Source organism: Embleya sp. L77 (assembly GCF_055557415.1).
Map to the genome: position 1 here is coordinate 2540229 of NZ_CM145710.1, position 14264 is coordinate 2554492.

The window sequence follows — 14264 nt, forward strand, 5'->3', positions numbered from 1 at the left end:
GCGGTGCCGAGCCGGCCGGTTCCACCCGGTCGGATTGCCTGTGTGCGGGTCGGGAGGGATGCTGGAATGTCGGGACGCCGGCACTGCTCGGCGGTCGCGGGCCCGGGAGAATCCCTGCCCCGCGCACGGGCATCCGGACCTCGTCGGCACGAGCACCGGCGGCGGCGGAAGGGAGCCCGCCATGGCGATCGACGCGAACCGGCTGGCCATCGTGCCATTGCACGCAGAACGGGCCGACGATCCGCGCCTGACCGGTGGGAAGGCCGCACCGCTGGCCCGCGCCGCCGCCGCCGGACTGCCGGTGCTGCCGGGGTTCGTGGTGGTCCCGGCCGACCGCGCACCCAATGCCCCGCACGGCGTGGAATCGTTGCGTCGAGCCTGGCTCGACCTGGCCGCCGGCGGCGCCCGGTCGCTCATCGTGCGTTCCTCCTCGGTTCACGAGGACACCGCGAACTCCTCGATGGCAGGCCGCTTCGCGACCGTCCCGGACGTGCGGGGCTGGGCCGCGTTCACCGCGGCCGTGGGCACGGTCCTCGACTCCGCCCGCGTCCTCGAGACCCCCGAGGGCGGCGCCGACGGCATGGCGGTCCTGGTCCAGCCGATGGCACATCCGGTCGCGGGCGGGGTGATGTTCGGGGCGGATCCCGTCAAGGGCCGCGACGACCGCATCATGATCAGTGCCGTGCCCGGAAGCCCGGCCCCGCTCGTGGACGGTCGCGTCGACGGAATCCACTATCGGCTGACCCGCCGCGGTCGACGGTTGCGCACGCACCCCGCCGAACCGCTCCGCCGGCCTGTCCTGGGCAGGCGCCGGCTGCGTCGGCTCGTGGCCCTCGCCCGGCGGACCCGGGAGCTTTTCGGGGCCCCGCAGGACATCGAGTTCGGCTTCGACGACGACGACCGCCTGTGGCTCTTCCAGTCCCGCCCGATCACCGCGATGACCCCGCGACCGCCCCGAGGCGCACGCCTGTTGGGACCGGGACCGGTGGGCGAGACCCTGCCGGAGGTGCTGCAACCGCTGGAGGAGGATCTGTGGGTGCTGCCGATGGCCCACGGGCTGGCGGTCGCGCTCGACATCACCGGCGCCGCGCCGCGACGCCGGTTGCGGACCGTTCCGACGGTGCGCACCGTCGACGGTCGGGCGGTGGCCGACCTGCGGTTGTTGGGCGTCGTTCCGTCCGCCCACCGGGTCCTGGACGTGCTGAACCCCGCGCCCGGTGCCCGCGCGGCCGGGGCCGCGTGGCGGGTGGGCCGGTTGCGGTCGGCGCTGCCCCTGCTCGCACTGGACCTGATGGCCGACGTCGATCGCCGGCTCGCCGGTTTCCCGGCGCCCGGGGAGATGCTCGGCGGGCGACTCGTGGCCGCCGCGTCGTGGGGTCGCCGGGCCTTGTCGGCGCTCCATGCCCAGGAGGCGCTGGCCGGGGCCCTGACGGGTGGCGGTTCGGGGGTCACGATCGCCGGCGAGGCACTGGCCGTGCTGTCCGAGGGGCGTGCGGCGGGCAGATCCGACGCGGACCTGATGGTCGAGCACCCGGTCCTGCTGGCACTGCTGCCGCCGTCGCTGCATCGGGTGCATCGGCTGCCTGATCGAATCGGCTGGACGGGGGCGCCGAGAGGGGTGGGCACACTGCCGGTCCGGGAGGGGCTGCGGTTGCGGATCCGGTGGGTGCAGGAGATGCAGGCGGGCATGGTGCGCGAGTTCGCCGCCCGGCTCGCGACGGCCGGCCTCGTCGACGACCCGGCGGTCGTGGCACAGCTGCGCTGGAGCGAACTCGTCGCGGCGGCCGACGGCACCGACCTCCCGGCCGACCTGGCCGCCCGGGTACCCCGGCCGGACCGCCCGCCGCTGCCCGCCGCGTTCCATCTGGTCGCGGGCCGACCGGTCGCGGAGCCCGCCCGGTCCGGCGCCGGTGCCGCCGGCGGTGGGCAGGGCGCGGGCGGCGGTACGGGCACCGGCACCGTGTGGGACGGCGTCGGCGTGCGACCCCCTCGCGCCGTGCTGGTGGTACGGGTACTCGACCCGGCGCTCGCGGCGCTGCTGCCGGGCCTGGCCGGACTGGTGTCCGAGACCGGGAGCCCGCTGTCCCACCTGGCCGTGCTGGCTCGGGAACGCGGGGTGCCGACCGCCGTCGGCGTGGCCGACGCCGTGGACCGCTTCGTCCCCGGGACCACGGTCATGGTGGACGGCGGCACCGGACGGGTGACGCGCCCGGCCGAGCCGGTGCTGCCCGACGACACGGAGCCGCCGGCTACGGGGGTCGGCTCTGCGGTGCCCGACGGCACCGAGTCGGGGGCCGGGGGCGGCCCCGCGGTGCCCGACGGCAGCGGGACGGGCACGGGGGTCCGTGCGGGATTCCAGGAGGGAGCGGGCGCGTGAGGTACGTGGGGTACCTGCTCGGCGGTGTGGCCGGAGCCGCGTCGGCATGTTACGCGGTGGTCTATCTCTATCGCTGGGAGTGGAATCGCGCCGTTTTTTGCCTGCTGCTCTTCCTGATCGTCGAGATCCTGGTCGCCACGACCGTGCTGCTGGGCCGGATCTCGCGGCTGGAGCAGCGATTGAGCGATGCGAACAACCGGACCGAGGAGGCCCGGCGACGGTTGGAGCAGGTGGACGGCGACAGCGGGAAGGCAAGATTTCGTTGGCTCGACGCGGCGGACGCGCGGGCCCGCGACGACCCGCATCACGTGTTCGTGCCCGTTCTGCTGGCCGCGGGCATCGTGCTCTCCGGAGTCGCCTGGGTGATCCAGCGCATCGCCCGGCTGACCTCGAACCCGGTATCGACGGGGATGCTGGCCCGGCGGCTGGCAGCCCTGAACGCACCCGACGAGGACGCCCCCGGCGTCGAGACCCAACTGGAGGATCGGCCGGCCGTCGCGCCGGTCCGTCGAGTACGCGCGGTCACGATGGTCGCCGCCGCCCTGCTCGCGGTGTTCCTGATCGCCCTGCTCGTCGACCGTCTGGCCGACGCCACCGAGAGCCGATCCGAGGGTCTGCCGGAAGCGGTCGCCAGCACGGTCGTCTTCCGGGTGATCTCGCGCGACGATCGCGACATCGCCCGGGAGGTGGCCGCGCACGAATTGTGGGAGGGCTGCCGAAGTTCCACCGGAGCCCGCCCCGAGTACGCGGCGCTCGGCCGGTTGGACGCCGACGTGTGGGTGGGCGTCGTGCGACCGGCCCTCGGCGCCCACGACATGATGCGCCTGCGCGGCTGCCTGCTGGATGCAAGGGTCTTCCACGCACGTGCCGAGATCGTGGGCGAGGGGCAGGTGCCGCCGAAGCCGTGAGCCGGGCGGCCCGTGACGGGATCCGTGAAGGTTTCGCAGGCGGTTCACCATTAAGACATATTTGTTAAAAAAGTTCTGATTTAGGCTAAATATCTTGAGGTCGATTTGTTAAGCTTGTGAATACGACCCGTCGGTTCCCCAGGGCCCGGGACGTTCCCCCCGCCCGCCTGTATCGACGGTGATTCAAGTTGTCCGGACCCATGGTCCCTCTGCCCGTTGCTCCCGCTGCCGGCCCCGCCGGCCCTCCCGCCCCCGCCGCTCGTCGGCGGAGTGTGCGCAGGCGCGTCATGAAGTACGTGATCGTCGGGGCGCTCGGCTACGGCGTGATTTGGCTGGTCTCCGTCCTGGGCATGCTCGGCGCCCACGCGGTCGCCCAACACGGCGAGTCGTCGGGCGGCTCGGTCGCCGGGATCAAGCACTTCAAGCAGGTGGACGAGAAGGTGTGGCGTGGTTCCGCGCCGGGTGATCCCGGATACCGGGCACTCGCCGACCGGGGCGTGCGCACCGTCGTGGACCTGCGCGCGGAGAAGATGACCCCGGCCGAGCTCGATCGTCCGGCGCAGGCCGGGCTCAACCTCGTCCGACTGCCGATCCGTGACGGTCAGACCCCCACCCAGGCACAGGTCGACGACTTCCTGCGGGTCGTGCAGACGTCCGACGGGCCGGTGTTCGTGCACTGCGGCGCCGGTGTCGGCCGGACCGGCGCCATGTCGGCCGCCTACTCGGTGCGGACCGGCGAGGCCACGTCCGGCGAGGCCGTGCGACAGGCACTGGCCGTCGGGCCGCCCTCGGTCGAGCAGGTCTACTACATCCTCGCCAACGGTCGCCACGACAGCGACCAGCCCCCGATCCTGATCCAGGTCGTCAGCCGCATCCTCGACGCGCCGCGCCGCATCATGGCATCGGTGTAGTCCACGACCGACCCCGCCCCGACGGCGACCGAAGTACCGGTCGTCCCCGGGGGTTCCGCCGACGCGGCCGCGCACCGGACGATTCGTTCCGGTGCGCGGCCGCGTCCGCTCGTGCGGCGGCGGGTAGCTCACCCGCGGGGTTCCCGGTGCGCCGGTGCGCCCGTCACCGGGCAACACATGGGCCTCGACCCGGCGGGTCGCTCACTCGCGGGGTTTGCCGTGCACCGGTGCGCCCAGGGCGCCGCAGATGTAGTCGACCAGGGCGTCGGCGACCCCGGGGGTGGCGTCCGGATCCGCCGCGTCGGCGAGGGCCGTGACCACGGTGAGCGCCGCCCAGCCGAAGCGGGTGCGCAGGACGCCGCGGGGGAGGCCCGGGAGGGACCGGGCGAGTTCGGCGTCGAAGGCCGCGCGGTGCAGGGCGGCCTGTTCGGCCAGCAGTTCGCGCCACGGTGGGGCCGCCCGGGCAAGCGCGGCCAGGAAGTTCAAGTACGTGCGCCCCCAGGGCTTCTCGCGGGCGATCTCCTCGAGCGGACGCACGAACGCGACGGCGACCGCGTCGAGCGCGGGCTCCGCGGCCGATGCCAGTGCGGCGAGGTGGCGGTCGCGCCGCGCGGCCAGTTCGCTCATGCGGTGCGCGAGCACAGCCCGTACCAGGGCCTGCTTGGAGCCGAAGTGGTAGTGCGCCGCGGCCACGTTGACCCCCGCGTCGGCGTTGATCGCGCGCATCGACGCGGCATCGATGCCCACCTCCGCGATCCGGCGTTCGGCGGCCTCGATCAGGCGTCGCACGGTCGTGTCGCCGCCCGCCTCCGATCGCACCCCCACGTTCTCCCGCATGGTGTAGCCGCCTTCCAGCGCCGTCGCCCGGCCTTGTCGCCGTTGCCGGATCATGATAGTCCATCACCTGATTCAATCAGGTGATGGACAGGTCCGCCCAGCCCAGGGAGACGCACATGAACGATCGGATACCGGACGCCGCCGACGCGCCGGAGACCGCCGGCACGCCACCGCACCGCACGCCCGTGAGCACCATGGGGCAGCTGTTCGAGGTGTGGTCGGAACCCAAGGGCCGGGCCATCGAGGTGGCGCCGCGTACGTGGCAGATCACCGCGGGTGTGGTCAATTGCGCGGTGATCGAGACCGACGAGGGCCTGGTCCTGGTCGACACCGGGATGCGCCACGACGGACCGGAACTGCTCCGGCTGATCCGTACGGTCACCCGGGCGCCGCTGCACACCGTGGTGTACACCCACGCGCACATCGACCACGCGTTCGGCCACGGCCCGCTGCTGGCCGAGGCGGCCCGACGCGGCGACCCGCGCCCCAGGATCGTCGCGCACCGCGCGACCATGGACCGGTTCCGCCGCTACATCCGCACCGCCGCGTTCAACACGACGCTCAACGCCCGGCAATCCGGCGGATCACGCACCTGGTGGCCGAGCCAGGACTCCGACGTGATCTGGCCGGACACGCTCTACGACGACGCGCTGACCCTGCGCATCGGCGGCGAGGAGTTCCGGCTGCACCACGCGCGTGCGGAGACCGACGACGCCACGTGGGTGTGGATGCCCGGCCGGCGCCTGGTCTGCGTCGGCGACCTGTGGAACGGCGTGTGTCCCAACGCCGGCAACCCGCAGAAGGTCCAGCGCTACGCCGAGGAATGGGCCGACGCCTTCGAGCGGATCGCCGCCCTGGACGCGCAGGTCCTGATCCCCGGCCACTCGATGCCGATCGTCGGCGCGCAGGTCATCCGCGAACGCCTCGGTCATGCCGCCGAGTTGCTGCGCCACATCGTCGAACATACGCTGGCCGGCCTGAATGCCGGACTGCGCCCGGACGCCATCCTGGACAGCCTGCGCGTGCCCGCGCACCTCGAACACCTCCCGTACCTGCGGCCGTTGCACGACCGGCCCGAGTTCATCGCGGCCAACGTGATCCGGTTGTACGGCGGCTGGTGGAACGGCTACGCCGCCGACCTGCTGCCCGCACCGCGCGAACGGCTCGCCGCCGCCCTCGCGGAACTCGCCGGCGGCGCCGACGTCCTGGCCGAGCGGGCCCGGGCAGTGCTCGCCGACGACCTGCAACTGTCCTGTCACCTCGCCGAGTTGGCAACCCTGGCGGAGCCGGGAAGCAGGCGTGCCCAGCAGGCCGCCGCCGACGCGTTCGGCGTGCGCCTCGACGCGGAACCCTCCTTCATGGGCCGGGGCATCTACCGCACCGCGGCCGACGCGGCCCGAGTGGCGCTCGCGGCTCTCGACGCGGCGGACGGGGGCGTGCGATGACCGCCGCCGACGACCTGACCGGGTGGGTCGCCGTGGTCACCGGAGCGGCGAGCGGCATCGGCCGGGCGACCGCGGTCCGGCTGGCCGAATCGGGGGCCCACGTGGTGTGTACGGACCACAACGGGCCCGGCGCGGCCGACACCGCCGAGGCGATCGACGCGGCCTACGGTCGCGGCCGCGCCCACCCGCACACCCTCGACGTCACGGACGCCGACGCGGTCGAGCGCCTGGTCACCGGCACGGCCGAGCAGCACGGCCGGCTCGACATCATGGTGAACGTCGCCGGAATCCCGCACTCCCGCCCGGTGGTCGACACCGACGAGGCCGACCTGGACCGGGTCCTCGCGGTCAACCTCAAGGGCGTCTTCTTCGGCTGCCGCGCCGCGGCCCGGGCGATGACCGCCCAGGGCCACGGCAGCATCGTCAACGTCGCCTCCAGCGCCATCGACACGCTGCGCCCCAACGTCGCGTGCTACGCGATGTCCAAGGCCGCGGTCGCCCAACTCACGAAGACCCTCGCCATCGAGGTGGGTTCCCGGGGCGTACGGGTCAACGCCGTCGCACCGGGTGTCATCGATACGCCGATGACCGCCGGCGTCCCGCATGCCGCCAACATCGAGGCGGCGGCGTTGCGACGCATCGGCCGACCGGACGACGTCGCCTGGGCCATTCGCTACCTCGCCTCCCCGGCCTCGGGCTTCGTCACCGGCCAAATCCTGCGGGTCAACGGCGGCACCGCCATGCCCGGCTGACCCACCTGCCGCAGGCCGGCCGCCGGCCGCCACTCGTCCGCCCGCCACCCGCCGCCCTCGCCGTTTCCTTCGGCGAGGGCGGCGGCGTCTGCGCGCCCACGGTGGCACGGGAGCGGAAGAGGCGGCGGGCTTGGGAAACCGTCTCCGCTTCGCCGGAACCGGAGTCGGCTCGCGCCCGACTACTCGGATACCTACGCACGCGCCGGCCGGGTCCGCACCCCGAGGACCGAGCCCGCCGCACCCCTTCGCGACGCCCCGTTGGGAATCCGCACCAGGAAGGCGCACCCCCGTGACCCAGGTCGAACCCGGTACAAGCACGCCCGAACCGGGCCCGAACGCCCATGCGCAGGGGCCGAACACCGACGTGCCCGGCCCGAACGCCGGCGTGCGGGCCTCGGATACCGACGCGTCGGCTTGCGACCCCCGCGAACCCGTCGGTCTGTACGGGCGCGAGTACAAGCGCGATCCCTATCCGCTGTACGCCAAGCTTCGCGACGCCGGCCCCCTTCATCGGGTGCGCTTTCCCAGCGGCGTCGGGGCCTGGCTGGTCACCGGCTACGAGGCCGCCCACGCCACGCTCAACGACCCGCGCCTGGGCAAGAATCACGACCTGGGCAACGACCGCTGGCGTGCCCTCGCCTCGATCATGCCCGAACCGCAACACGCGCAACTCCAGGTTCACCTGTTGCACCAGGACCCGCCCAAGCACACCGCCATGCGACGCCTGGTCACCGACGCGTTCGCACCGCGCCGGATCGAGGCGCTGCGCCCGCGGATCCAACACATCGCCGACACCCTGGTCGACGCCATGCCCGCCACCGGCGGCGCCGACCTGGTCGCGTGCTTCGCCGCCCGCTTCCCGTTCCTGGTCCTGGCCGAAGTCATCGGCCTCCCGGCCGAGTCGGCCGCCGGATTCCGCCGCGAATGGTGCAAGGTCGTCCAGCCGGTCGGGCCCAGGGATCCCGGACGCGCCGACTACGAGGGACGGTTGCGCGCACTCCAGACCTACATCGCCGACGTGGTCGCCGACCGGCGCGCCCACCCGGACGACGGCCTGCTCTGCCGACTGGTCGCCGCACACACCGCCGGCGATCTCACCGACCAGGAACTGGACTCGATGGTCTTCCAACTCCTGGTCGCCGGACAGGAACCGGTGACCAACCAGATCAGCACCGCCCTGATGACCCTGCTGCGCCACCCCGGGCACCTGGCCCGACTCCGCGCCGAGTCCGCCCTGTTGCCCGCAGCGGTCGAGGAACTGCTGCGCTACGACAGCGCGTTCGAACTCACCACGTGGCGTTTCCTCGGCACGGACGACGATCTGCACGGGACCACCGTGCCCGCCGGCGATTCGGTCATCGTCTCGCTGTGCGCGGCCAACCGCGACCCGAAACGTTTCCCCGACGCCGACACCCTCGATTTCGACCGCAGCCCCAACCCGCACCTCGCGTTCGGACACGGCCTGCACTTCTGCCCCGCCGCCGCCCTGGCCCGGGTCGAACTCCAGGTCGCCCTCGGCACCTTGCTCGCGCGCCTGCCCGGCCTGGCCCCGGCGGTACCGGTCGAGGAGATCGGCTGGATCCCGGCAGTGCTCGCCCGCGGCGTCGACTCGCTGCCGGTCGCCTACCGCGAACGCAGCTGAGCAGCCCCCACCACCCCATGCACCGCCCGAGTCGAACCACCGCATGCCCACACCGCCCGCGCCGAGGCGCCCCCTGCCGCCTGCCCCCGTGGAGACACCGACCCATGCACGCCGCCACCCGCCCCCGCGACCCCGCGCGCACATCCGCGACCTGCGCCGCGATCCTGGCCCTTTTGCTGCCGCACCGCCGCGCGGCGGAGCAGGACCGCCCGCCCGGCGGCGACGCCGACGCCGACGCCGACCCCGATGCGGTCACCGACTTCCCCCACCAACTCGACCGCCTCGCCCACTTCGTCGACCGCGACGAACCCGTCGTGTTCACCCTCCCGGCCTTCCCCTGCAAGTCGCCCAATCCGGACAAGGTCCTCGGCCGGCTCCCCGACCAGGGCGAACGCCTGAGCCTGGCCTTCCTCGACCGACTGTGCGCCTCGATCGCCCGCATCCACCCACCCGGCGCACGCATGTTGATCTGCTCCGACGGCCACGTCTTCGCCGACCTCGTCAACGTCCCGGACCCGCACGTCGACGCCTACGCCGACGAACTGCGCGCGATCATCGCCCGGGACGACCTGCGTCACCTGGGCGTCCTCGATCTGCGCGACGTCCGGGACGGACCGCGCGACGCCCACGGCGCGGACACCCACGAGCGCAGACGCGCCTGGCTGCACGCGCGACACGCGCCAGGCGTCGCGCAGTTGCGGGCCCAGGTGCGCGCCGACGAGGACACGCTGCGCCTGTATCGCGGGATCACCCGGTTCCTCTTCGAGGACGCGGTGGACTTCCCCGGCACCCGCTCCGCGCTGCAACGCGACTGCCGCACCCGCGCGTACGGGGTCATCCAGCGCAGCCGCGCGTGGAGCGACCTGATCGCCGAACGCCACCCGGACGCGCTGCGCCTGTCCATCCACCCGCAACGACGTGGCGCCGAGAAGTTCGGCATCCGACTCCTGGACACCCCCGACGTGTGGGCCACCCCCTGGCACGCCGCCGTCCTGCACGGCCCGGACGGCCGCCCGCACCTGCTCCACCGCGCCGACGCGGCCCGCCTGGGCGTGCTGGTCCATCGCGACGGGCGTCCCAGTCACTTCCGCCAGGAGCCGGGGGACCGCCCGCCGGGGTGTACCGCCGGGTCGCTCGGCGCCGGGACGGGCTCGTCCGGTCACCCCCGAGAGGCCGGCCCGTCTGCCGGATGACGCCGAGCGGGCGGGTGTGAACGGTCCGCCGCCCCGATGGGCGGCGGACCGTTCGGCGCCGCCGGACCTGGTTGGGGGGCAAGTCTCCGGCGGCACCGGCGAATGTATCCGTCCGCACCGACACCGACCCACCGGCCGGGCCTCAGTTGCCCGCCGCCGCGTACACGGCCGTGACGGCGGTCACCACCAGGTCGGTCACCGCCGCCGGGTCCCGAGTGGGTTCGCGGCGGGCCAGGCCGTCGTAGGTCTCGAAGCCGGTGAGCTGCCAGATGAGGTCGATCGTGTCGTCGGCGGTCGTCTCCGCATGGGCGCCCAGCAGCGTGGTCAGCGCGGTGCGGCGCATGTCGTCGCGCTCGCGCAGCAACCGGTCGAGGTCCGAGTCCAGTACTGCCATGCCACGCAGTCGCCGGATCACGACCGGATCCGAGGCCCAGAAGCGGCAAAAGCCCTCGGTGAACCGGCGCAGCGCCGCGCCCGCGTCGGCGGCGGCGAAGGCGTGGGGCAGGTCGATGTCCGCCCGGCCGGCCAGCGAGTCGAACAGGGCTTCCAGGAGGCCGGACTTGGAGCCGAAGGCGTTGTAGATCGTCTGCCGTGACACATCCGCGGCCTTGGCGATCGCGTCCACCGAGATCTGGGTGGCTTTCGCGCCCGCCAGCAGTGCGCGGGCGGCCGCCAGAATCCGCTGCCGGGTGTCCTCGGCGGCGGTTTGGCGCTTGTCGGACTTGTACACGCGCGGACTCACGCGGCTTGCCCCTTCCCACATTTGGATTTACTGTCTGTCCATTGAATCTTACGCGACCCACCGGGTCGCGCCTACCCCGGCCTGCCCGGAAGCGTTGCCGACCCGGCGGCGCCCGACTTCTCCCTTCACTCGAACCCGACTCCTCCCTTCGCTTTTCACCCGAACCCCCGACACATTCGCTCAGCCTCGATCGATACAGGAGTGCACCATGTTCACCGAACAACCGCTCGACGGCCGGGTCGCGATCGTGACCGGTGCGAGCCGCGGCATCGGCGCCGCCACCGCCCGCGCCCTGCACCGCGCCGGAGCGGCGGTCGTGCTGGCCGCCCGGGACGCCGACGCGCTGCACGCGTCGGCCGCCGAGATCGAAGCGGCCGGCGGTCGCGCGCTCGCCGTACCCACCGACGTCACCGACCCCGCCGCCGTGGAACGCCTGGTCGACGCGACCTTGGACCGATTCGGACGCCTGGACGCGGCGGTCAACAACGCGGCCGGCGGCGGCCATCCGCCCACTCCGCTCGCCGACGTGCAGATCGCCGACTTCGACAGCGCCCTGGCCGTCAACCTGCGCGGGGTCTTCCTGGCCATGAAGTACGAGATCCCCGCCATGCTCGACCGGGGTGCGGGCGCCATCGTCAACATGTCCTCCACCGCCGGACTCCAGGCGGTCGGCGGACTGACCGGCTACGTCTCGGCCAAGTTCGGGCTGATCGGGCTCACCCGGACCGCCGCACTCGACTACGCCGACGCGGGCATCCGGGTCAACGCACTCGCACCCGGACCCATTCACACCGAACAACTCGAAGCCGCCGGCGAACAAGCCCGGCAGGCCGCCGCCCAGGCGATGCCGATGCGGCGGATCGGCCTCCCGGAGGAGGTCGCGGCGGCGGTGGTGTGGCTGTGCTCGGACGCATCGTCCTTCATCACCGGCGCCACACTGCCGATCGACGGCGGCAAGCTCGCCGGCTCGCCGCCTTTCCGCCGCCCCGCCGGTGGTCTGCGACCGAACCCGACCGCGACGTGAACCTGCTCGTCGTGGGCGCGGCCGGCGGTACGGGAGCCCGCCTGGTCGGGCAGGCCCTGGTCGCCGGCCACCACGTCACCGCCCTCGCCCGACACCCCGAACGCATCACCACACGCCACGAGCGACTGCGCGTCGTGGCCGGCGACGCACTGGACCGAGCCGACCTCGACGTCATACTGCCCGGCCACACCGTCGTGCTCAGCGCGCTGGGCGCCACCACCCGGGCGCGAACCACGATCTACTCGCAGGGCACGGCCAACCTGCGCCGATCGATGACCGCCGCGGGCGTCCGGCGCCTGTTCTGCCTCTCCTCCGGCGCCCTGGACTCGGGGGCCGGTACGCCGGCGGCCCAACGCCTGGTCACCCGCCTGATCATCCGGCCGTTGCACCGCCACGCCTACGCCGACATGCGGCGCATGGAGGAAGATCTCGCCGCCGACGACCGGGTCGACTGGACCGTCGTGCGGGCCCCCATGCTCACCAACGGACCACGCACCGGCACGTATCGATTCACCCACGACGGGGACCGCCCGCTCGATCGGCCGACGCAGATCTCCCGCGCCGACCTTGCCGACTTCGTCCTGGGCCACCTCGACGACCGCGCCCTCTTCCGGCGCCGCGTTTCGCTCTCGTACTGACGGCGCCGCCCGCCCGGCCCCGCCACACCCGCTCGATCCACGAGGAAGGACCATGCCGACGATCCGGGCAGACATCCCGCCACGCGCTCCGCCCCGACGGCCGGTGCGTGGATCGGGGCGCTCGCCGAACTCGGCCGAGTGCCACGGCTGTTCGGTTGGCCGAGGGATGGACGTTCGGTCGGCCATGGGCCCGCGCGGTGGCGCGCTCCTCGCTACGCTGCCCGTATGGCGGTTGACGGGGGTACGGGGGACGGCGGTACGGCGGGATCCGAGGCGGGGGAGGACGGCGGGGCCACGTCGCGACTGGGGTCCGGTGACGGGTTCGCCAAGGTGTGCCACGGCGTCGGGCTGGCGATTCTGCTCCTGTCCGAATACTGGAGATCGACGATGGAGGGCCTGAGATCCGGGACCCGCCGGCCACCGGACGATCTCCGCTCGGTGCTCGACTTCGCCGCGTCGCTGGCCGACGACGGTTGGCACCGCGACGCGGCCGAACTGTACGAGTCGGTGTCGTTCGGGCAGGAGCGTGCGGCGCTGTGGGCGGCGGTCTGCTGCGCCCTGGTCGTGCGCCTCAACAGGCACGGCTCGGCGGAACTACAGGTGGCCCTGTCCTACGTTTCCGCCGCCTACTGCGCACTGGCTTCCGTCACCGCGGCCTACTACTTCGCGTCGGGCCCGATCGTGGTCGCCGCCCTCGGGATCGGATTCGGTGTCATGCACACGGCAACACGCAACTGAGCCCGAGGGCGGGGCATTTCAGCGGCGCGGGTAGGTGGCGCAGACCAGGGTGCTGTTCGAGCGCGCGACCCAATACCAGTAGTACGTACGGTCGTTGGCCGTCCGCGCACATGCTCCGGCCTGCACGTTGCTCGGCGCGCGATACACGCCGGTGACGGCCAGGAGCGAGTCGAAGCCCGACGGGATCCGCTGCGCGCCGCAATCGACCCAGGTGAACAGGTTGGCGGAATAGTGCGGCATGTCCTGGGTGCCGCCTTCGCGCGAGACGAGGAAGCACTGGCCCTGACGGAACTGCCGTTCCAGGCACAGTTCGACGGTCCCGTACCGCCAGCCGGCGATTCCCGGATCGGCGGTCGGGCAGTTCGTGGCATTGACCCCGACCACCCGCACGAACGCGGAATCGGCGTCGCAGTCCACCGCGCGCGGGGTGTCGCTGTTCCATCCGCTGCCGCGCTCGGTGCCGGTCTGCCACGCGTTGAGGCAGACCCCCTTCCGGGCCACGGCGGCGAACGCGTCCGCCTGCGGGTCGCGTACCGGTGCCGGCGGCGTGTCGATCCCCGGGCGGGAGTCCGGCGCGATGGTGGCCCGTCCCGGCGTCCGGCGCGGATCCGACGGCAATCCGCGCACCGCCGCCTCCCCCGTGGGCAACCCTCCCGACGGCAGACCTCGAGTGGCAGCCGTCAGCCCGGCCGGGGAGCGCCCGTCGTCGTCCTCCAATACGTGCGGCAACACCAGGACCGCGAAGAGCAGCGCGGCCAGCAGCAGTACCAGGTTTCCGTGCCGATTCCGGTCTTCCGTGACCCCCGTCATGACTCGCATCGTACGGACCGGGGTGACATCCCGTCAGGACTGTGGGGGAAGACGTGCTGCGTGTGATGCGATGCGTGTGATGCGTGGGGCGTAGGGGGCGGACGGGCAGAGGGTGGCGAGGCGGGTGTGGGATGTAGAAGGGGGGCGGGGGCGCGGAGCGGAGGGATGAAGGGGTGGAGAGGCGGAGCGCGAGGCGGGGGCGCGGGGTGTGTCGTTGGGCACGCTTGGTTGTCGGGCGGCGCGTGTC

General features: G+C 72.9%; 13 protein-coding genes. 10 read left to right on the forward strand and 3 right to left on the reverse strand.

Annotation, left to right across the window (positions count from 1 at the left end):
• Positions 1-181: 181 nt before the first annotated feature.
• The 3 genes from ACZOOI_RS40825 (at position 182) to ACZOOI_RS40835 (ending at position 4196) form a co-directional block, all read left to right on the forward strand.
• Complete coding sequence (locus ACZOOI_RS40825; RefSeq protein WP_465281872.1) at positions 182-2377, forward strand: PEP/pyruvate-binding domain-containing protein; 2196 nt, start codon at positions 182-184, stop codon at positions 2375-2377.
• Positions 2374-3285: a hypothetical protein gene (locus ACZOOI_RS40830; RefSeq protein WP_465281873.1), complete on the forward strand. Its 912-nt coding sequence runs from the start codon at positions 2374-2376 to the stop codon at positions 3283-3285. The genes ACZOOI_RS40825 and ACZOOI_RS40830 overlap by 4 nt, the downstream gene beginning before the upstream one ends.
• 287 nt (positions 3286-3572) lie before the next feature.
• Positions 3573-4196: a phosphatase domain-containing putative toxin gene (locus tag ACZOOI_RS40835; RefSeq protein WP_465281874.1), complete on the forward strand. Its 624-nt coding sequence runs from the start codon at positions 3573-3575 to the stop codon at positions 4194-4196.
• A 201-nt stretch (positions 4197-4397) separates the two neighbouring features.
• Here ACZOOI_RS40835 and ACZOOI_RS40840 read toward each other — a convergent pair whose 3' ends face one another.
• Positions 4398-5087 carry a TetR/AcrR family transcriptional regulator gene (locus tag ACZOOI_RS40840; RefSeq protein ID WP_465281875.1) on the reverse strand — a complete coding sequence of 230 codons (690 nt, stop codon included), beginning with the start codon at positions 5085-5087 and terminating at the stop codon, positions 4398-4400.
• Positions 5088-5149: 62 nt separating this feature from the next.
• Between ACZOOI_RS40840 and ACZOOI_RS40845 the strand changes: the two genes are divergently transcribed.
• The 4 genes from ACZOOI_RS40845 (at position 5150) to ACZOOI_RS40860 (ending at position 10065) form a co-directional block, all read left to right on the forward strand.
• Positions 5150-6478 carry an alkyl sulfatase dimerization domain-containing protein gene (locus ACZOOI_RS40845; protein ID WP_465281876.1) on the forward strand — a complete coding sequence of 443 codons (1329 nt, stop codon included), beginning with the start codon at positions 5150-5152 and terminating at the stop codon, positions 6476-6478.
• Positions 6475-7230, forward strand: coding sequence for an SDR family NAD(P)-dependent oxidoreductase (locus tag ACZOOI_RS40850; protein ID WP_465281877.1), 756 nt, complete (start codon positions 6475-6477; stop codon positions 7228-7230). Before ACZOOI_RS40845 ends, ACZOOI_RS40850 begins: the two co-directional genes overlap by 4 nt.
• 385 nt (positions 7231-7615) lie before the next feature.
• Entirely contained in the window at positions 7616-8872 is a 1257-nt protein-coding gene (locus tag ACZOOI_RS40855) for a cytochrome P450 family protein (protein WP_465284149.1), read from the forward strand.
• Between the two features lie 104 nt (positions 8873-8976).
• Positions 8977-10065, forward strand: coding sequence for an L-tyrosine/L-tryptophan isonitrile synthase family protein (locus ACZOOI_RS40860; protein ID WP_465281878.1), 1089 nt, complete (start codon positions 8977-8979; stop codon positions 10063-10065).
• Between the two features lie 142 nt (positions 10066-10207).
• On the opposite strand, the gene ACZOOI_RS40865 is transcribed toward ACZOOI_RS40860, so the two are convergent.
• Positions 10208-10807, reverse strand: a complete 600-nt coding sequence (locus ACZOOI_RS40865; protein WP_465281879.1) for a TetR/AcrR family transcriptional regulator — start codon at positions 10805-10807, stop codon at positions 10208-10210.
• Between the two features lie 208 nt (positions 10808-11015).
• Here ACZOOI_RS40865 and ACZOOI_RS40870 point away from each other — a divergent pair, with 208 nt between their 5' ends.
• The 3 genes from ACZOOI_RS40870 to ACZOOI_RS40880 all read left to right on the forward strand — a co-directional run bounded on the left by ACZOOI_RS40870 (position 11016) and on the right by ACZOOI_RS40880 (position 13207).
• Positions 11016-11831, forward strand: coding sequence for an SDR family NAD(P)-dependent oxidoreductase (locus tag ACZOOI_RS40870; RefSeq protein WP_465281880.1), 816 nt, complete (start codon positions 11016-11018; stop codon positions 11829-11831).
• Positions 11828-12469 (forward strand): NAD(P)-dependent oxidoreductase, encoded by a 642-nt coding sequence (locus tag ACZOOI_RS40875; RefSeq protein ID WP_465281881.1) that lies wholly within the window; start codon positions 11828-11830, stop codon positions 12467-12469. Before ACZOOI_RS40870 ends, ACZOOI_RS40875 begins: the two co-directional genes overlap by 4 nt.
• Before the next feature lie 225 nt (positions 12470-12694).
• On the forward strand, positions 12695-13207 hold the full coding sequence (locus tag ACZOOI_RS40880) for a hypothetical protein (protein WP_465281882.1): 513 nt from the start codon (positions 12695-12697) through the stop codon (positions 13205-13207).
• 18 nt (positions 13208-13225) lie between these two features.
• On the opposite strand, the gene ACZOOI_RS40885 is transcribed toward ACZOOI_RS40880, so the two are convergent.
• Positions 13226-14017, reverse strand: a complete 792-nt coding sequence (locus ACZOOI_RS40885; RefSeq protein ID WP_465281883.1) for a hypothetical protein — start codon at positions 14015-14017, stop codon at positions 13226-13228.
• Positions 14018-14264: the final 247 nt, after the last annotated feature.